20 protein-coding genes are annotated in these 19657 nt (G+C 39.6%); 6 read left to right on the top strand and 14 right to left on the bottom strand.

Annotated elements, in window-relative coordinates:
- Positions 1-26 precede the first annotated feature (26 nt).
- The 14 genes from FCU45_RS07355 to FCU45_RS07290 all read right to left on the bottom strand — a co-directional run bounded on the left by FCU45_RS07355 (position 27) and on the right by FCU45_RS07290 (position 13532).
- Positions 27-1235, bottom strand: a complete 1209-nt coding sequence (locus FCU45_RS07355) for a DUF438 domain-containing protein (RefSeq protein WP_137013839.1) — start codon at positions 1233-1235, stop codon at positions 27-29.
- 14 nt (positions 1236-1249) lie between these two features.
- The gene (locus tag FCU45_RS07350; RefSeq protein ID WP_137013837.1) at positions 1250-2008 is read right to left on the bottom strand and encodes an energy transducer TonB; all 759 of its coding nucleotides are present in this window, start codon (positions 2006-2008) and stop codon (positions 1250-1252) included.
- Entirely contained in the window at positions 2005-2421 is a 417-nt protein-coding gene (locus FCU45_RS07345; protein ID WP_137013835.1) for an ExbD/TolR family protein, read from the bottom strand. The genes FCU45_RS07350 and FCU45_RS07345 overlap by 4 nt, the downstream gene beginning before the upstream one ends.
- A complete protein-coding gene (locus FCU45_RS07340) occupies positions 2418-2861 on the bottom strand; it encodes a MotA/TolQ/ExbB proton channel family protein (protein ID WP_137013833.1) in 444 nt (147 codons plus the stop codon). Before FCU45_RS07340 ends, FCU45_RS07345 begins: the two co-directional genes overlap by 4 nt.
- A 91-nt stretch (positions 2862-2952) precedes the next feature.
- Positions 2953-3936: an ABC transporter substrate-binding protein gene (locus FCU45_RS07335; protein ID WP_137013831.1), complete on the bottom strand. Its 984-nt coding sequence runs from the start codon at positions 3934-3936 to the stop codon at positions 2953-2955.
- Positions 3936-4754: a ModD protein gene (gene modD / locus FCU45_RS07330; protein WP_137013829.1), complete on the bottom strand. Its 819-nt coding sequence runs from the start codon at positions 4752-4754 to the stop codon at positions 3936-3938. Before modD ends, FCU45_RS07335 begins: the two co-directional genes overlap by 1 nt.
- Position 4755: 1 nt before the next feature.
- Positions 4756-5550 carry an ABC transporter ATP-binding protein gene (locus FCU45_RS07325; RefSeq protein WP_137013827.1) on the bottom strand — a complete coding sequence of 265 codons (795 nt, stop codon included), beginning with the start codon at positions 5548-5550 and terminating at the stop codon, positions 4756-4758.
- The gene (locus FCU45_RS07320) at positions 5541-6566 is read right to left on the bottom strand and encodes a FecCD family ABC transporter permease (RefSeq protein WP_137013825.1); all 1026 of its coding nucleotides are present in this window, start codon (positions 6564-6566) and stop codon (positions 5541-5543) included. Before FCU45_RS07320 ends, FCU45_RS07325 begins: the two co-directional genes overlap by 10 nt.
- A gap of 103 nt (positions 6567-6669) precedes the next feature.
- Positions 6670-7662: an ABC transporter substrate-binding protein gene (locus FCU45_RS07315; protein ID WP_137013823.1), complete on the bottom strand. Its 993-nt coding sequence runs from the start codon at positions 7660-7662 to the stop codon at positions 6670-6672.
- Between the two features lie 424 nt (positions 7663-8086).
- Positions 8087-8863, bottom strand: coding sequence for a TOBE domain-containing protein (locus tag FCU45_RS07310; protein WP_137013821.1), 777 nt, complete (start codon positions 8861-8863; stop codon positions 8087-8089).
- 140 nt (positions 8864-9003) lie between these two features.
- Positions 9004-9615, bottom strand: coding sequence for a trimeric intracellular cation channel family protein (locus FCU45_RS07305; RefSeq protein WP_137013819.1), 612 nt, complete (start codon positions 9613-9615; stop codon positions 9004-9006).
- Positions 9616-10143, bottom strand: coding sequence for a gamma carbonic anhydrase family protein (locus FCU45_RS07300; protein WP_137013817.1), 528 nt, complete (start codon positions 10141-10143; stop codon positions 9616-9618).
- A gap of 2 nt (positions 10144-10145) precedes the next feature.
- Entirely contained in the window at positions 10146-12245 is a 2100-nt protein-coding gene (locus FCU45_RS07295; protein WP_137013815.1) for an RNA degradosome polyphosphate kinase, read from the bottom strand.
- Between the two features lie 48 nt (positions 12246-12293).
- Positions 12294-13532: an apolipoprotein N-acyltransferase gene (locus tag FCU45_RS07290; RefSeq protein ID WP_137013813.1), complete on the bottom strand. Its 1239-nt coding sequence runs from the start codon at positions 13530-13532 to the stop codon at positions 12294-12296.
- A 105-nt stretch (positions 13533-13637) separates the two neighbouring features.
- Between FCU45_RS07290 and yajC the strand changes: the two genes are divergently transcribed.
- From yajC to leuS, 6 genes are all read left to right on the top strand, one after another.
- Entirely contained in the window at positions 13638-13904 is a 267-nt protein-coding gene (gene yajC / locus FCU45_RS07285; protein ID WP_137013811.1) for a preprotein translocase subunit YajC, read from the top strand.
- Positions 13894-15459 carry a protein translocase subunit SecD gene (secD, locus tag FCU45_RS07280; protein ID WP_137013809.1) on the top strand — a complete coding sequence of 522 codons (1566 nt, stop codon included), beginning with the start codon at positions 13894-13896 and terminating at the stop codon, positions 15457-15459. Before yajC ends, secD begins: the two co-directional genes overlap by 11 nt.
- Positions 15460-15461: 2 nt before the next feature.
- The gene (gene secF / locus FCU45_RS07275) at positions 15462-16433 is read left to right on the top strand and encodes a protein translocase subunit SecF (RefSeq protein WP_137013807.1); all 972 of its coding nucleotides are present in this window, start codon (positions 15462-15464) and stop codon (positions 16431-16433) included.
- A 61-nt stretch (positions 16434-16494) separates the two neighbouring features.
- Positions 16495-16680, top strand: a complete 186-nt coding sequence (locus FCU45_RS07270; protein WP_137013805.1) for a PLDc N-terminal domain-containing protein — start codon at positions 16495-16497, stop codon at positions 16678-16680.
- Between the two features lie 79 nt (positions 16681-16759).
- Entirely contained in the window at positions 16760-17098 is a 339-nt protein-coding gene (locus tag FCU45_RS07265) for a DUF6394 family protein (RefSeq protein ID WP_137013803.1), read from the top strand.
- A gap of 108 nt (positions 17099-17206) precedes the next feature.
- Positions 17207-19657, top strand: coding sequence for a leucine--tRNA ligase (gene leuS, locus FCU45_RS07260; protein WP_137013801.1), 2451 nt, complete (start codon positions 17207-17209; stop codon positions 19655-19657).

Here is a 19657-nt window from a genome sequence, read left to right as displayed (position 1 = left end):
ACATAACGCTATATAAAAATAGACCTTTATGCCCAGTCTAAAAGTCGTCTCTCACCTTCGATTTTCTTTATATCCGTGATATCTTGTGTTATCTCGACTACGCCTTTGTACTTTTTCTCTTTGTCTCTAAGCGCAAAATAGCGGATGTGAATGAGTCGTTCATTAAAAGTAATCCAAAACTCTGCACTCTCTTTGCTCCCGTCTTTAAATGCTTCTAGTATCGTAAGTACGGTATCTACGCTTTTTGGAGGATGGCAAAATTTTACCTCTCTGCCTATGACGCTTGGGCTTCTTGGAAAAGTCCTCTCCGAGCCTTTGTTGAAAAAAAGAACGCGGTCATTTTCATCTACAAAAGTTATATCAAAAGGCAGATGAGAGAAAAACAGGTTGAGTTGTGCTTGCGAGAGAGAACCCGTTTGCAGTAAGAGTTTATCAAGTGTTGCGATTTGTACATCTTCGTCACTCATTGGTGGCCACATCGGCGGATTTTCTATAAATCCGTACCCTATCTCATCTTTTGACTCTTCCTCTTCTTTGCGAATTTTGATCCACTCTTCTTGTGAAAGAAGCTTCACGGAAGTCGGCAAAAGCATCTTCTCTTCCCTTGTGGTCATGTCAAAAATATTTTTTACGGTCTCTTTCATAAGCTCTAGTGTTTCATCGTCCAATGTGCCTATCTCAACCGCTTTTGTTACGGTTTTGAGATTTGCTCTCATCTCATCATGAAATTTCCACATACCCGTACTCGGATAGGTAAAATTGTGTTTTTCAAGATATGGAAAAAGCTGATCCTCTTTTCGTAAATAGTGAATATGGATTTTTGACAACTCATGAAGCAGCTCTGATGTCGGCTGATAAGTTTGCAACTCTTTTACATCAAAAATATCTTCTATTTTTGTGCAGATTTCTCGAATCACGATGTTTTCATCAAGATAGTTGGTAACGGGGTGTCCTTTTGGAAGTTTTAAAGGGTCGGATTTGACTCTGTTTTTAAGTACATCAAGAAAAAAATCTCTTCTTTGCTGAGATTTCGCTTTATCGGGATTTGCTTTATGCGGACCGTCTTCATCAAATACTCTCTGATTTGCTTTAAAGAAGTGTTCTATATTTATCTCTCCCATCTCTTTAAGCCATGCTTCTCTTTGGTCTTGGCTCATCTCATCAAAAGATCTGTTAAATTTCATAATCTTTTCTATTTTTACGCTCTCATCGTTTTTTGTTAAAAATTCACTCATCTTTTTTCCTTTTTTTATAGATTTAATTTAAATGCAACAGGTAAAACTATCGACATGTTGTTTTGTGGAGGAGCATCAAACGGAGATACACTTAAAATGGTGCTTATGGCTTGTCTGTCCAAACTTTTGTGTCCGCTTGAGTTTTTTATGCCAATGGATGATTCCCTTACGCTTCCATCAGGTAAGATTTCAAATCCAACAACACTCTCCCCCTCAATCTTTAGTCGTTTTGCAAGAGGCGGATATCTTAGATTTTCTTGGATTTTTGCTCTGACTTTAGATAGATATAGTGCCAATTTATCTTCACTTACTTTAGACTTCATCTCTTGTTTTTCTCTTGTTTCTTGCGATACAAGAGTCTCTTTTATCTCTGTGTTAATCTCGTTTTGAACAATTTTTGGAGCCTCTTTATAGATAAGAGGTTTTTTTTCAACGATAGGCTCTTGTTCAATTATCGGTATTTCTTTGACAACAGGTTTTGGCTCTATCTTTGGTTCTTTTTTTACAATCGGTTTTGGCTTGATTGTCGGTTTTGGCTTGATTTTTGGTTCTTCTTTTTCAATCGGTTTTGGCTTGATTGTCGGTTTTGGCTCTTTTTTTGGTTTTGGCTCTTCTTTTTTTTCAATCTCTGCGTTGTCTATCAGTGATATTTCCACGGCTTTTTGAGTAACGATTTGCGGCTGATTTACGCTGCTAAGAGAGTAAAATATCGAAGCGTGCAAAATCGTAGTTGAAGCTATGGAGACAAGAGCTCTTTGCCAAAAAGTGTTCATCTGTTTTGCTCTTGTGTTTGGATTGAGAACTTTGAGATATTGTTTTGCTTACATGTATCGATGACTTTTACTACATGTTCAAACTCTGTTTTTGCGTCGCTACGAAGAACAACACCGGCTTTTGAAGCAATATCACTACTTCCCTGCAAAGCGGTACTTAGGTTTTTTATCTCAATCTTTTTGTCGTTAAAATAAAGAGTTCCCTCTTTGTCGATAGTAATTATTATCGGTTTTTCGGGTTTTGACACCTCTTTGTGTTTCGTGGCTTTCGGAAGAGATATGGCTATTTTGCCCTGTGCGACAAAGGTTGCAGTCGCCATAAAGATAACCAAAACTACAAGAACTATATCCACAAAAGGGGTCATGTTTATCTCTGATATTTCGTTATCTTCGTAAGCGTTAGAGGTTTTCATCTCTCGTTTACCTCCATCTCAAGGAGCATCATCTTTATTTTTCTTACAAAATAGTTGTAGGCTATAACACTTGGAATAGCTACAAAAAGCCCCACGGCTGTTGCAACTAAAGCTTCTGAAATACCTCCCATAACAGCGTTTACTCCAAATTCGCTTCCCTCTTTTGAGAGTGAATGAAAAGCGTTGATTATCCCTAGAACGGTTCCAAAAAGTCCGATAAAAGGAGCGTTGTTTCCAAATGTGGCAAGGATACCGAGCCTTTTTTCAAGCAACACTCTTAACTCTACTTGGTTTAGATTTTTTAAAGTATTTTTTACATGTACAAATGCAAGCACTCTCTCTACAATTATGCCAAATGAGATAACGCTCATAGCTATAAGCACCAACAACACAGGCTCAACCCCGATAATAGCAACTCCTAAAAGTTTTTCTATTAACATTTTCAATTCTCCTACTAATAAATCTCATATAATTTGAACAAGTCCAAATTATATTCAGTCACTAAAGCTTCGCCTAACGGCGAGAAGGGAGTCATTTGGACTCCTTTAGCTGAGGAAAAAAGAGTGCTTCAAACTCTTTTTTCTCATCTTCAAACGATTTTTCTAAAAGCGATGGATAAAAAGAGTCAATCAGCCATATAATGCCTAGAAGTCTCATAAAAGAGGGCGGTCTTGAGATGTAGTTAAAAGGAGTTGAGGGAACGGTGAAAACTTTACCCTCTTTAACGGCTCTTAGATTTTTCCATTGTGGGTTTTGCAATAGCGTATCGGTAAATGTTTTTTCCATGGCGACTATAACATCGGGATTGCTTAAGATAACGCTCTCCATGCTTATCTTCTCCATCCCGTAATTAGAACTCATGCGGCAATCAAGTGCATTTTTCGCACCTGCATATTTAAACGGTTCTAAATGAAACGAACCCTCACATTCGCTAGATAATCCGTCTAAGCCCTGTGCGAAGTAGTAACGCACCTCTTTTTGTTTGGATAGTTCTTCTTTGAGTGATTCTATAAGAGAGAGGCTTTTCTTTGTGTAAGCTATGAGTTCGTCCGCTCTTGCGGTGTCGCCTGTGAGTTTTGCAAAGAGTTCAAACTGGGTGATGATGCTGTAAATTGACTCATTTTCAACCAATAAAACGGGAATACCCATCTTTTCAAACTTGGCTAATATTTTCTCATAACCTCTCATTCTAGCCCACATGATAATCACATCAGGTTTTACGCTTGCTAGTATCTCAAAGTTCGGAGTGTTTCCCTGTCCCATAAAACCGCCTACAATGGGTTTGTTATATGCACTTCCTGCATACTTTTTTTGCGTCTCGTTAAATGAAGAGTTTAAACCTGCAACCAAGTCAGGGTTAAATGCCAAAATGCTCATGGCAAGCGGCGGCGAGGCGGCGTAGATTTTGGTGATATGCTCTGGAACTTCAACTACTCTGCCGTAATCATCCGTTATAGTTTTGGCATTGATATTTGCACTAAAGATAATTGCTAAAGCAAATAAAATATTTTTCATCAATTGGTCTCCTTGATAGTAACTTTTATATCAAGAGGTTTTGCATGATAAGGCGATGAAGTGACTATAAAATCAACACCGCACGCTGCAAAACCGGCAATATTTTTCTCGTTAATCCCGCCCGTTGCAGAGAGTAAAAGAGTAGGGTGTTTTTGTTTTAAGCCTACACAGCTCTTTAGTGTCTTAAAATCCATCTTTTCACATTGAAGGATGTCCGCACCGAGTGAGGCAAAGTATGAAGCCTGCTCAAAACTCTCAACTTCAACGGCGATTTTTCTCTCTATAAAATTGTGTTTTAGCTCTTTGAAACCTTGCTCCAACTCTTCTTTAGCATTAAAAAAGTTCAGATGCTGTTCAAAAATCAAAACAGAGTCGTAAAGCCCGAGACGATGTGGTGCACCGCCGCCGCACATGACGGCTTTTAACATAAGCTCTTTAGCTCCTGGGAAGTTTTTTCTGGTTGTTGAGACACTAATGCTCGGGTTTATAGCTTTAGCACTCTTTATAAGTGTGTTTGTATATGTTGCGATACCGCTCATATACTCAAAGATATTTTGAGAGATTTTCCATGCTTTATGAAGCGAAGCTGCATCTCCTTTGCACTCCAAGATGGTCTCCTTTGCCATAACTCTATCGCCGTTGTTTTTAAAAAAAGTGTGTTTTATATTAAGCTTTTTTAAAATCTTTTCAACTTCATCCGCTCCGCAAAGCACTATCTCGGCTTTAGGCGAAAAACTCATAACACCTTTTTTATCACCAATCCTTAGTCCATATGTGGTTAAGTCAAAATAACCCGTATCTTCAAACAGTAAATCCATCTTATATAACCTCTCTTTTTTGTTCAAATATCGGAACACACCTTTTGTGTGAGTCGTGCGTGATGATGTCAGCTTTGATATCATATACACTCTCTATCATCTTGCTTGTAATAACTTCAGATGGAGTTCCATCTGCTATGATTTTCCCACCGTTCATAACCACTACACGGCTTGATACTAAAAGTGCATGGTCTGGATAATGCGTGGTTTTTAAAAATGTGTACCCTTGCGCACTTAGTTCGTTTATGAGTTCCAATAGCCTTATCTGATTGCCGTAATCAAGCCCTGCAACAGGCTCGTCCATGATAAATACATTTACTTCCTGAGCGATGGCACGCGCCAAAAGCACCATCTGTTTTTGTCCGCCGCTTAGTTGTCCGAACGCTTTGTCGTGCAGATGCTCAATATTTATTTTTTCAAGTGCTTTGTTTGCCACCTCATAATCATTTGCTGATGGAAGAGCAAAAAAATCTAGTTTTGATACTCTTCCCATGACGACCATTTCAAGAACGGTATAGTTAAAGGGCGTATTGTTGTACTGTGGAATATAAGCTACATGTGAAGCTATATCTTTATGCGAATATTTTCCAATCTCTTTGGAGGCTATTTTTATCTCTCCCTCTCCATGAAGAAGTTTTAAAATGAGCTTGATAAGCGTACTTTTTCCGCACCCGTTAGGTCCTAGCAAAGAGACGACTTCGCCTCTGTAAAGCTCTAAGTCAACACCTGCTAAAACTCGATGTTTCTTATATGAAAAATGAAGATTTTTTACCTCTATAATAGGTTTTAGTTCCATGCCGCCCTCGCATTTTTTAATACAATTATAAAGATAGGAATCCCTATAAGCGAAGTCAAAATCCCTATAGGTATCTCAACGCTAAGAGCAAGTCTTGATACCCCGTCGGCAAGAAGCAAAAATGCTCCTCCCACAATAGCCGAAAGAGGAATAAGCAGGCGGTGTGAGGGACCAACCGCCATACGGATAATATGCGGTATGATAAGCCCTACCCAGCCGATAATGCCCGCCATAACGACAGACAATGAACTTGCCAGCGTAGCAAGAACGATAGCTATGATGCGTATAAGCTTGACATTTACGCCAAGTGCTTTTGCCTCCTCATCTCCTAAACTCATAAGGTCAAAATATTTGCTCATAAATATCATGCCCGTAATGCTGATTGAAATAGGAATGGCTACAAGAAAAACTTCGTTTAATTGTGCCATAGATAGCGAACCCATAAGCCAGTAAACAATAGCAGGCAGTGTACTGTAAGGGTCTGCGACATACTTTATGATAGAGAGCAGAGAAGTAAAAAGCGAACCGCTGATAACTCCGCCTAGAACCAGCATGACGGTTGAGCGGGAGTTTGTCACCATTGAACCTATGAACACGGCAAAACCGACCGCTATAAATCCGAAAGAAAAAGCAAATATCTGTACCAAGTACCAGTGTTCGCTTAGAAGCATCCCCAAAGCCGCACCGAATGATGCTCCTGCAAGTACTCCTAAAATCCCGGGGGATACAAGAGGATTTACAAACATCGCTTGAAAAACCGCTCCCGAAGTTGAAAGTGCCGCACCGATAAGAATAGCAAGCAAAACACGAGGAAGGCGAATCTCGGTGATAATATTGTGAATAAGTGCAATATTATAAGATTCATCTACAGGAGTTGAGAAAAGGATATTTTTTACATAGGCGGAAAATACTTCTAGACTTATAGGATACTGACCCCAAAGCAAAGAAAAAAGTGCTAAAAAAACCAAAAGCACTCCCCCTGCGATGAGATAGCGTGTCTCTTTTGAAAAGCTCATAGTTTAATGGCCGCCGTATCGTCTATAACGATTTTTTTTATACTGATAGGAGTAGCCAAAAGGAGGCTTGAAGCCATCATTGAGATAAATAAAGATTTTGTTTTCACTCTTTTTCTCCTATTATTTGGTATATCTGCTCTTGTGTGAGTTCTACATCTAAAAACAGTTTATAAAATTTTGCTATCTGCGTATAGATGTCGTTTTTGTAGTGTGTTGGATGGAAGTTGTGAGCCAACCACTCTATTCCTATAATTCTCATAAAAGAAGGCGGTCTGTCTATCCAGTTAAAAGGCGTGCTGGGTACTACATAGACTCTTTTGTTCTTCACTGCTTGCAGATGTTTCCAAAGAGGATTGGAGAGTATGGTGTTGTAAACAAGTCTGTTTTGTGCGATGATGACTTGCGGATCATAACCCACAAGCGTCTCAAAGCTGATGCGTTCAAGACCTTTGAGGTTACTTTGAGTGCATTTATGTACATTTTCTCCTCCTGCAAAGTTTAATGCTTCAACATGCATAGAGTCGCTGCACTCCGTAGCTAAACCGTCGGCTCCTTCGGCATAATAATATTTTACAGGCTCAAGCTCTTGCAACATATTTTTGATATATTCGATACGCTCTTTTGTATAATCAGAGAGTATCTTGCCGCGTTTATGTTCATTCATGGCTTTGGCGGCTGTCAATATAGAAGAGGGCATAGACTCTATCTTTCTAAAAGGGATTGTTATACTGGGTATTTGAGCTTTTCTTATCTGCTCTTCAACGCGTTTGTAAAAATAAACATCTTCCCAGATTAAAATAAGATCAGGATTGTGTTTTATGATAGTCTCTAAATTTATCCCTTGTCCTGAGCCGGGAAACGACCCTATGACGGGAAGTTCTAAAAAACTCTGTTTTAAAAACTTCACATCGGCGTTATTGTTGATATTGTTCGCATAAAAGTTCAAACCGACCATCTTGCTCGGGTTTATAGCGTAAATGAGATAGTTCATCGGAGGAGAAGAGCCAAATACTTTTTTGGGATTTTCATTTATGACTTTTGAGTGTAACGTAAAACTTAAGACTAATAAAAGTAGAGTGAGTGTTTTTTTTAACATGCTGATACCTTAATTATGATGTTTGTTTATTTGGAGCATATATAAATCTAGTGAAACAACTTTTTGCTTTTGTTTTGGACATTTAACAAGAGAATTTTGAGAAAAAGAAGAAGGTAGCTTCATTTTGTAAAATAGCACATAAAAAAATAGTTCACTAGATATTCGAGGCGTAAACGCCTCAGAAGATAATACGAAGTTTTTGATTTTATGTATTATTTTCTGAAGAGTTGTTTCATACTTGGATAAGTTTTTATTTTTTAAACCAATGTAATTATATATCTTTTTTGATATAACGATAAATACTTTATCCGACATTTTGTCTCATCATATGGAATATAGTCTAAATACAAAAAAATATCGTTGTATCTCCTAAGACATAACGAATGATAATCAATTATTTCTTAAAGTTTTATTTAACCTTAAACTATAAACCTATTATTATATTGTCGGTATTTATCAGTGCGTAAGCTTTGGAGCCTATTTTTAAAGAAGAGGTATCCTCCTTATCTAAAAGGGCGGTAAGCGTTATGTGTTCGTTGATTTTAAAAGATACTTCCAAAGAGTCCTGAGATATTTCTATTAGTTCTATGTCGCCTTTTAAAATGTTTATGTTCTTATTAGAAGCAGGTGTTTCATTTACGATATTTATGTCGCTAGATTTGATGATGGCGTAGACTTTACTTCCTACATGTAAGCCCATGTTTTTTATAGATTTAGTTGTTATACTTGAGGTTAAAGAGTATCCCCCAAAAAAAGAGAGTTCGATATATGCGTTTAAACCGTTGAATTTTATCTCTTTTATCGTAGAAGGAAGTTGATTTCTGGCACTAGTGGTTAAGAAGGTTCTTGCTAGTATTTTGGCTAAATGTTCAGGATCATTACCTGCTTCGGCAAAACGGTTGATGAACTCTCTATGTAGCTCATTTAGACGGTTATATGTTTCGATAAGTTTATGTGCGTAAGGAGTAAGTGTCGTTCCGCCTCCGCCTTTTCCTCCCGTTGTTCTTGTAATAAGCGGCTCGTCTGCAAGGTTATTCATTGAATTTATACGCTCCCAAGCTGCTTTATAACTCATTTTCATCTCTTTTGCCGCAGCATTTATAGAGCCTCTCTTTTCTATAGTTCTTAATAGTTCGACCCTGCCTGAACCTAAAAAGCTCTCATTGTCTTTTGTCAGCCAAAAACGACCGTCTATCTTCATGTCAAATACCTTTTATAAAAAAATAGTTAGTATATTTTAAAGTGCGGTCATTATAGTATCAAAATTAACTTTTGTAAATATTCAAGCGTTACTTATAAAAAACCGTTATGAAAATAATGTCAAAATATATTATATATATTTCATACAATCCTTGGCAGATGCCACCCTTTTTTGTAGGCTATCAATCTTAGCGCTATGCTAAAGAGTGCAGTAGCTATGATGCTAAACTCGTTAATAGCATCAAAAAAGTGTAGAGTACCTAGAAGAAGCGCGACAATAACTGCTATGGAGCCGTAAAAGTCGCTGATAAGAACTGTAGGAACCTGATTTATCATAATATCTCTTGTAACCCCTCCGCCAACAGCCGTGATAAAGCTGAGTATCACTATGCCAAAAAAGTTGTAATCCGCATTTATTGCCAAAAGAGCGCCGGTTATGCTAAAAGCTACGAGCCCTATAGTATCACTCACGACAAACATCCACTTTCTCTCGATCGAGCTCTCTTTGTAGAGTTTAAATATATATGCAACAAATATAGTCACAATTAGCGTTATCGCCGGATAAAAGGATGTAAAAGCAAAAGGAGGGGAACTTAGTATGGCATCTCTGATAATACCCCCACCTAGAGCGGTAAGCGCTGAGGCTATTAAAATGCCCAAAATGTCTAGGTTGTTTTTTATGGCAATCAAAAAACCGCTTATTGCAAAAGCAGTAATACCTAAAATGTCCGCAAAAATAAAATATTCAGGCATCTATTTTTGGTAGTGAGATTTAAACTCTACATAGCGTGAAGCAGAAGCGTAGAGCTCTTTTACCTCTTCATCGCTTAACTCTCTTATAGCCTTTGCCGGACTTCCCATGATAAGTGAGCGTGGCGGAAAAACTTTGTTTTTTGTCACAAGTGCGCCCGCACCTACAATAGACTCTTTTCCTATGAGGGCACCGTCAAGGATCGTCGCGCTCATCCCGATAAGACAAGCATCTTCTATAGTGCATCCGTGAAGCATTACTCTGTGCCCGATTGTCACGTCATTGCCGATAATTGTCGGATTACCATCACTTCTGTCTGCTTTTTTATGGTGGGTTACATGCACCATGCTCAAATCCTGTATGCTTACTCTGTCGCCTATCTTTATGTGGTGGACATCGCCCCTTACAACGGTTCCAAACCAGATAGAGCAATCCTCTCCGCACTCGACATCTCCTATGACATCGGCAGAAGGTGCTATCCATGTGTTCTTTCCGATCTTTGGACTCATATCTTTAAAATCATACAGCATAATCAAAGCTCCTGTTTAAATATATTGCTTGAGAGCTCTTTAACTAATTGAGCACTCTCTTTTGTCGATGCTTTTGCTATCTTGTTCGCATAATCTTCCAGATACTTATGGTTGTCTATGACTTTTGCATCATCGGATTTTATTTTTTTGTATGAACCGTCACTTTGAAGTTCGTGTGCGAGAGTGTTATCTGCACATTGAAGTTCTAGTATCTGAATTATTTTCTCTTTTGCGGTTTTATCTTTTATAGCAGTTAAAAGCTCTATACGTCTCATTAGGTTTCTCGGCATCCAATCCGCACTTGAGATATATACTCCTGCTTCGTCGTTCTTAAAGTAAAAGGTTCTTGCGTGTTCAAGATATTTTCCAAGGATGGAGATGACTCTTATATTTTCGCTCACACCCTCGATGCCCGGTTTCAGACAGCAGATACCGCGCACTATCAGGTCGATCTTAACTCCTGCCTGACTCGCTTTGTAGAGCGCTTTTATGACATCATCGTCAACAAGTGAGTTCAGTTTTGCGATTATACGTCCTTCGCTCTTTTTTCTCGTCTCATTTTGTATAAGTGATAAAACCTTAGGTTTTATTTGAGACGGCGACATATATAGTTCGTTAAGTTTGCCTTTTTTGCTAAATCCGGTCAAAAAGTGAAAAAAGCGTGTCATATCGTTTGTTATCTCATCTTTTGAGGTAAGGTAACTCATATCTGTATATACTTTTGATGTGGAAGGGTTGTAGTTCCCTGTTCCTAGATGCGCATACTGCTTCAGTTTACCGTTCTTTCTTCTTGTAATAAGTGTCGCTTTGGCATGGACTTTAAAACCTTTAATGCCATATATAACGTGTGCGCCAGCTTTTTCAAGAGCTTTTGCCCAAATAAGGTTGTTCTCTTCGTCAAACCTCGCTTTTAGCTCAACCATAACGGTTACCTGCTTGCCAGATTCGCTTGCACTCATAAGAGATTTAACAATCGGGGAATCGGTTCCTGAGCGGTAGAGAGTCATCTTTATTGATACTACGTCAGGGTCTTTTGCAGCTTCTTGAATTAGTTTTACAACAGGGTCAAAGCTCTCATAAGGGTGGTAGAGCAGAACATCCTCTTTTTCCAAAGTTGAAAAAATATTTTCGTTGTTATCCAAAGGAGGAAGAGTTTTTGGTTTGTAAGGAGCCGATAAAAGATGAGCGAAATTTTTATTTGATACGATCTGCCAAAGACTGGAGAGGTTTAAGAAAGTATGAAATCTATATATGTCGTCTTGGTAAACGTTTGTGTGGCGGTTAAAGAAGTTAACGATCTCATCATCGCCGTTAATTCCGACTTCAAGTCTTACCATTGCACCTTTGCGGCGAAGTTTCAGTCCCTCTTCTAAAATCTCCAAAAAGTCGTCTGCCTCCTCCTCTTCGATCTCAATGTCTGCATTTCTTGTTACTCTAAAGGCTGCATATTTTATAAGAGAGTAGCCTGGAAAAAGGTCTTCGATATGTTGTGCAACAACACTTCCTATGGGGACATATGTTCCGTTGTCGATCTCAATAAATCTCTCTAAAACTCTTGGGACACGAACTATGCCAAATCTCTCAATTGTTGTGTTGTCACTGTCACGTAGTTTTACGATTAGCCCGAAGCTTAGGTTGTTAAGATGTGGAAAAGGGTGTGTTGCGTCAACGGCGATAGGTATTATTACAGGGTATATATTTTCGTTAAAATATTTATTTAGCCTGTTCTTTTCGTGTTGGTTGAGGTCTTGATAATATTTGACTCTAATGCCCTCAGGCTCTAGCTTTTTTAAAATACCGCTTAAGCAGTGTTCTACGACCTGCTGCTCTTGATGGAGATACTTTCTTATCTCGCGAAGCTGTTCAAGCGGTGTGAGCTTGTCCGCACTTGAGACAATGATGCCCGCAGCGAATAGTTTTTTAAGTCCGGCAACCCTGATCATATAAAATTCATCTAGGTTTGTTCCATAGATCGCCAGAAACTTCAAACGCTCCAACAGCGGCAGAGACTCATCTTGTGCCTGTTTTAAAACTCTTGTATTAAATTGAAGCCATGAGATCTCACGATTGTTGTATAGGCTCGGGTTTTTTAGATTTATCATTATAAATCCCTGTAAAATAAAATAAGGTGCAATTATACCAAATAAAGGTTACTGTACGATTCCGGTACCTCTATAGTTTGCGCTGTGGTATATAGTGGCACCGTTTTTTCTAGCATAGTATCTCATCAGCAGCTTCTGAAGCGTCGGCTCAATTGATGGAGCAAACCATGCGTTGTTGCTTATGGCTATAACAAAATCCACCTCACCCTCATATATCTCCTGGCACGTTGCCTCGTAACAGATGGCATTTCTAAACTTTACTCCTTTGATGGTAAAGTCAGTAGGCTCTGTTGCCGTTTTAAAGTCGGATGCTCCGCCAAAAAAGAGATTATTTATAAAATCCTGAGCGAACTTTGGAAGCGGAATATACTCTCCAAACGGTACTAGAACCAATTTTTTAGCAACTTCAAACTTGCCGTCTTCAAATATATAGGTCACATTGTAGTGCATGCCATCCTCACTAAGAAGAGAACCTGCAACTATTGCTATATCATAAGATGACTTTTTTAATTCATCTACGATAGCGGGAGCTTTGTTCATAAAAAACGGGAAAACCGACTCAGGAAAGATAACAACGTCGTAGCCGCTCTCTTTAGCCTCTCTTATCTCGCTAAATATAAGCTCTATTGTCGGAGATAAACTCTCTCTTTGCCACTTTTTGTCTTGCGATATATCTGTTGCAACAAGTTTTATCTTTAGCGGGGCATCTTTTTGAGCTTCGGGAGCAAAATTTATGCTAAAGATAAGCAGCAGAAGCGGGAGAAGTGTGTATGGCTTTTTAATATAAGAGGGCAGAGCAAGAGCGGCAAGAAGTAGAGCAAATTGATACTTCTGCACCCCAAAATAGCTATCTATAAAGAGAAGCTCCATCTGCAGCCAGTTAAAATCAAATGGCTCTATAAAGCTTAGAGCAAAGAGCATCAAAGCTCTTATAAGAGCACTGTTGGTAAGTGCCAAGACGCCGAAAAAGAGCATATAAACAAGTGCAAAAAGCAGAGTGATAATAGACTCCATATAGCCTACGCCGTTGTATTTAAAGCTGTATCCTATCCAGTAAAACCACAAAAGACCTATAAAGAAACCGGCTATTAAAGCGGCTCTTTTTGGTATGTAGAGAAGAAGAGCAAAGGCAAAAACTCCAAAGAGCGTATTTATAAATTTTAGAGTTATACCGAAGTGCTCAAGATATAAAAAAGCACTGAAAAAGAGTGCGGTCACGACTCCGCATACTATATCAAAAAGGAGCGGATTATAGTTATCTCTAATATTTTGGATCTTTTTTGTCATCTTTTAGCACTCTGTTTTTTTGCTTTGAATTATAGCACCATTCAGTCTTTTATTAATATAGTTCTTGTATAATCGCCGCAATTTATTCAAAGGAAACCCAGACTCATGGAAATAATAAGTCAACTACTCCCGTTTATAATACTCATCGCGATTATGTACTTCATAATCATCCGCCCGCAGCAAAAAGCGGCAAAAACTCATCAGGAGATGGTGGCCTCTCTGAAAAAAGGCGACAAGATCGTCACTATCGGCGGAATCATATCGACTGTTTATAAAGTTGAAGAGCAGTTCTTTACTGTAAAGATAAATGACGACGTAATCGTAAAGATAACAAAAGACGCCGTTGCAAGAAAGTATGAGGATGAAGCTTAATTACCGCATAGTAATCTTTGCTCTTGCCATACTTTTTGGTGTTTTTTTCTCCGCTCCATCTCTTTTTCAGATGCAAGACGGCAAGAAGGTGACCCTTGGTCTTGATCTTCAAGGCGGACTTCATATGCTTCTTGGTGTTAAGACCGAAGAGGCTGTAAAGTCACGTATTAAATCCATTGCAGCAAGTGTAAAGCACTTCAGCGAGAGAAAAGACATTCTGATCGATACGCTTCAGTTTGATGAAGAGGGTATCACTCTTACGCTCTTAGACAAAGATGATGTCAAAACCATTCAATCTTTTTTTCACGAGATAGAAGGGGCGATCGTTGTTGTGGTCGATGAGAGAATATCTCTGAGTCTTAGCGATGAGGAGATTCTAAGAACCGAACAGCAGGCGATCTCTCAGGCTATTGAGACGATTAGAAACAGGCTTGATCAGTTTGGTCTGACTGAACCTGTTGTAGCTCGTCAAGGCGAAGAGAAGATCCTTGTTCAACTTGCAGGCATTAAGACCATAGAGGAGGAGCAGCGTGCTCGTGAGTTAATATCGCGTGCCGCTAAACTTGAGCTTATGGCGGTCGATGAAGACAGAACGGCAAGAGTTTACAGCATGAGTGAAAGCGAGGCAGCATCATACGGAGATGTTATCTTAGAAGATGCCGCTAATCCGAACGTAAAACATCTTGTAAGAGAGATCCCTATATTAGACGGTTCTATGCTCACAGATGCAAATGTTGGATTTGACGAAAACAATCGCCCGCTTATCAGCTTTTCACTAAATGCCGAAGGAGCCGAGATATTTGGTGACTTTACAGGCAGAAGCGTGGGAAAACGTTTAGCGGTTGTTCTTGATGGCAAGGTCTACTCAGCTCCTGTTATAAATGAGCGTATCGGTGGCGGAAGCGGGCAGATCTCCGGTAATTATACGGTAATGGAAGCAAAAGATCTGGCTATCGCACTTCGTTCAGGCTCTCTTTTAGCTCCGATCTACCTTATGGAGAAGCGTTCTGTCGGTCCTAGCTTGGGAGCTGATAGCATCAGAGCAAGCCTTATTGCGCTTGTAGGCGGTTTTGTACTTGTAATCATATTTATGGTTGTTTATTACAGAATGGCGGGAATAATTGCAAATATCGCTTTGATAGCAAACTTATTTATCATCTTGGCGGTTATGAGTCTTTTTGGAGCAACTCTTACGCTTCCTGGAATGGCAGGTATCGTTTTGACCGTCGGTATGGCAGTTGATGCGAACGTTATTATCTCAGAGCGTATCCGTGAGCTTATACATGAGGGGAAATCTATTCATAAAGCTATAGAAGAGGGCTACGCAAATGCAATGAGTGCTATTTTGGATGCAAACATAACAACCCTTATAGCCGCTGTCGTTCTTTACGCTTACGGAACGGGTGCTATCAAAGGTTTTGCAATTACCATCAGCATAGGAATACTAGCTTCAATGCTTACTGCAATTCTTGGAACGCACGGCGTATATGAGATGCTTGAAAAGAGAATACAAAAAAGCAAAAACAACCTTTTTTGGTTCGGGATTAAGGGGTAATTATGGAGTTTTTCAAGTATACAAAAACCTTTAATTTTATGGGCAAGTCAAAGTTGGCAATGATTATGTCAATAGTTTTAGTTCTTGGCTCATTTCTTATTTTGGCTACAAAAGGTCTTAATTACGGTGTCGATTTTGCAGGCGGAACAATTGTTCAGGTAAAGTATGACACTGCCGCTCCGATTGATGAGATGAGAGAGAAGCTAAAGAGCAACGCTATTTTTGAGGGAGCTTCTATAACGGAGTTCGGCTCAGAAGATGAGGTTGTTATTCGTATGAGAACAACGACCGGAGATGTAGTAGTCGATGTGGGAGATCTCGCTCGTGAGACTCTTGTGGGTACAGGAGAGTTTGAGATCCGCCGTGTTGATATAGTCGGTCCAAAGGTTGGAAGCGAGCTAAAAGAGAAAGGGATCATGTCTCTTATCTTAGCGGTAATCGGCATCTTGATATATGTAGCATTCAGATTTGAGTGGAGATTTGCCGTAGCCTCTATTATGGCGCTTGTCCATGACGTCTCGATCGCTCTTGGAGCCATCGCTCTTGTAGGGCTTGAGGTAAATCTTGATGTTCTCGCAGCGCTTTTGACCATCCTTGGTTACTCGCTCAACGATACAATTATCGTATTTGACAGGATACGTGAGGGTGTTGTAAAGGGTAGAGATGTTGAACTTTCAGAGACAATTGATAACTCAATAACAAAAACGTTGGCTAGAACTACACTTACTTCACTCACTACATTCTTTGTTGTGTTTACGCTCTTTATGTTCGGCGGAGAGATTATTCACGCCTTTGCATTTACTCTTTTGGTAGGAATCGTGGTAGGAACATACTCATCTATCTTTGTCGCATCTCCGACACTGCTCCTTTTTGGCTTTGATGTAAAAAATTATCATGTAAAACTTGCCGAAAAAGCAAAAAGAGAGGCTGAAAAAGAGAGAATGAGGTCTCAATTCGAATCAGGGGTAATGTAAGCGCATTACCCATTGGTTACCTAATCAAGTTACAATTGTCTATCACAACAAGGAGTTAGTCATGAGTAATGTTTCATTTTTAGTCTTTTTTCTGTTTGTAGCTTTTTGGATCTACTCAATAGTCTCTGTATATAAAGCTGAGTTTAAAGAGGAGAAGCAAAAAACATTTTGGCTGATAGGTATTGTTTTTGTTCCCCCTTTGGCAATTTTTTACTTCTTTATGAAAAAAAATCTCCTTCTTAAATAGCTTAAGCAATAGAGTATAAGTCGCTACTTAAGATACTTTTTGTATAATCTTGCCAATTAATTTAAACAAAGGTGTTTGCATGGATTGGGGCAAGGTAATATACGTGTTTTTTTCATTGATGAGTTTAACATCAATTGCGGGTTTTTTATATGAGCATAGTGCTGTCGCGCTTTTTGTGGCGGGCAGCTTAAATCTGGTCTCTACATTTTTGAAAATTGGTGTCAGAAACCTCCTCTCTGCCGAACTGTTGGCATCATCACTGGTTGCGGATCTGCATCTTATTCCTGCATTTATCTATCTAGAAGTAGTCGGAAACCTGGAGTGGGCGATCGCTCTGGCAATAGGTGCTTTGATAGCAAACCTCTTCTCCGTAGGACTTGTCTATATAGAGAGTTCTAAAAACCGTGAAGAGTACTAATTTATTTGTACGCTAAATGAGCAGAGCCCATTTAGCTACGCTAAGACCGCTTGGGTCACTAAAGCTAGACTCTTTAGGAGTCAGAATAATTTTACAGGAAGTTTTAATTTGGAATATAACGTAAAGACCATAGAGAAGAGTTGGCAAGAGTATTGGGCACAAAATAGAAGTTTTGAGCCGAGTGAAGATTTCAGCAAAGAGAAAAAATATATACTGAGCATGTTCCCTTTTCCAAGTGGAAGACTTCATATGGGGCATGTTAGAAACTACACTCTAAGCGATACTTTTGCAAGATATTACCGTCAGCAGGGTTTTAACGTTCTTCATCCCATAGGCTTTGACAGTTTCGGTATGCCCGCTGAAAATGCGGCTATCAAGAACGGTTCTCATCCAAAAAAATGGACATATGATAATATTGACTATATGAAGGGCGAGTTCAAATCGCTTGGATTCTCCTTTTCAAAAGAGCGCGAGCTTGCCACAAGCGATGAGCTATATACAAAGTTTGAGCAGGGCTTTATTATCGATATGTATGAAAAAGATCTCCTTTATCGTAAAAAGGGATTTTTAAACTGGTGTGAGAGCTGTCATACAGTCTTGGCAAACGAGCAGGTGATAGAAGGTTGCTGCTGGAGATGTGACAATCAGGTAGTCAAAAAAGATATGAATCAGTACTACTTCAAGATCACAAAGTATGCAGATGAGCTTTTAGATGATCTGCATAAACTTGAAGATGGCTGGCCTAAACAGGTTTTAACCATGCAGGAGAACTGGATAGGCAGATCGAACGGTCTTGAGTTTAAGCTTCGTTTTGACGATGAGTCATTTTCAAAACTGGGAAAAAACTTTGAGGGCTTTGATGTATTTACAACACGCCCCGATACTATCTACGGTGTTAGCTATACGGCTTTGGCACCTGAGCATGAGATAGTGAGCTATATGATCGAAAACTCGCTTCTTGATGATGAGAGTGTCGCTCGGATCAAAGAGATGAAGAATGCTTCATCGATCGATAGACAAAAAGAGAAGAGCGGTATCGCTTTAAACTTGAGTGTCACTCATCCGCTAACAAATAAAAAAGTGCCTGTATGGATTGCAAACTTCGTTCTTATGGACTACGGAAGCGGTGCTGTAATGGCTGTTCCTGCTCATGATGAGAGAGATTTTGACTTTGCCAAAAAATATGATCTGCCTGTAAACGCAGTTATAAAGCCTTTTGATGGCGAATTAGAGTCAGACAAAGCATATACGGAAGCGGGAGAGCTTTTCAACTCGGAGATCTTTAACGGTATGAACTCTAAAGAGGCGCAGTCAAAGATAATAGAGCACTTTGAAGAGAAAAAGATAGGCAAAAAAACGACTAATTACAAACTCAAAGACTGGGGAGTCTCGCGCCAGAGATATTGGGGCGCGCCTATCCCTTTTGTTCACTGTGAGAGCTGCGGTATTGTTATGGAGAAAAAAGAGAATCTCCCGATCGCTCTTCCTGAAGACATCGAGATCACCGGAGAGGGAAATCCTCTTGAGAAGCATCCGACTTGGAAGCATTGCAAATGTCCTAAGTGCGGCAAAAATGCTATCCGCGAGACTGATACGATGGATACTTTTGTAGAGTCCTCATGGTACTTCTTGCGTTTTTGCGCATCGCCTAAGAACTGGCAGGATGAGGCTTTTTCAAAAGAGCAGATCAAGTACTGGATGGGCGTTGACCACTATATCGGCGGGATCGAGCATGCGATACTGCACCTTCTTTATGCAAGGTTCTTTACAAAAGTTTTCCGCGACCTGGGCTACTTGGAGTTTGACGAGCCTTTTGATAGACTTCTGACTCAGGGAATGGTCTTAAAAGATGGCGCTAAGATGAGCAAGTCAAAAGGCAATACGGTTGATCCTGATGCGATCATAGAGAAATACGGTGCCGATACGGCAAGACTTTTTATACTCTTTGCAGCACCTCCGACGCAGGAGCTTGAGTGGAACGACAGTGCCGTTGAGGGTGCGTACAAATTTATAAAAAGATTTTACGACAGAAGTGCAAATGTGCGCAAGATGGAGACTCTTGTAAAGATTGAGCACAGCTCTCTTTTGAAAGAGGAGAAGTTTGCAAGAAAGAAAGTGTATGAGGCGCTTGCGCGTGCTGAGGATGTTTACACACAAAGGTACACTTTTAACACAATGATCGCGGGTGTTATGGAGGCGATGAACGCTCTTAACCTTCAGAGCAACGAGGATGTCTGGAGCGAGGGTTACTGGATACTTGCGTCTATTATGGAGCCTGTAATACCGCACGTCTGCTGGGAGATTTCCAGCAGATGTTTCTCTCTTAAGAACCTTACTTTGCAAAAAGTGATAGAAGAGGTTTTTGTAGAGGACTCTATTACTCTGGGTGTCTCTATCAACGGAAAAAGAAGATGTGAGATCGAGGTGTCACTTGATGCGCCGCAGGATGAGATACTTGAGATCGCAAAAAAAGAGGCGCATAAATGGCTTGAGGGCAAGACTCTAATAAAAGAGATCTTGGTTCCAAAGAAGTTAGTAAATTTAGTTGTCAAGGATTGA

The organism is Sulfurimonas crateris, assembly GCF_005217605.1.
Taxonomy (GTDB): Bacteria; Campylobacterota; Campylobacteria; order Campylobacterales; family Sulfurimonadaceae; genus Sulfurimonas; species Sulfurimonas crateris.
The sequence above is the reverse complement of the archived record's forward strand: the minus strand, read 5'-3'. Positions and strand labels throughout refer to the sequence as shown.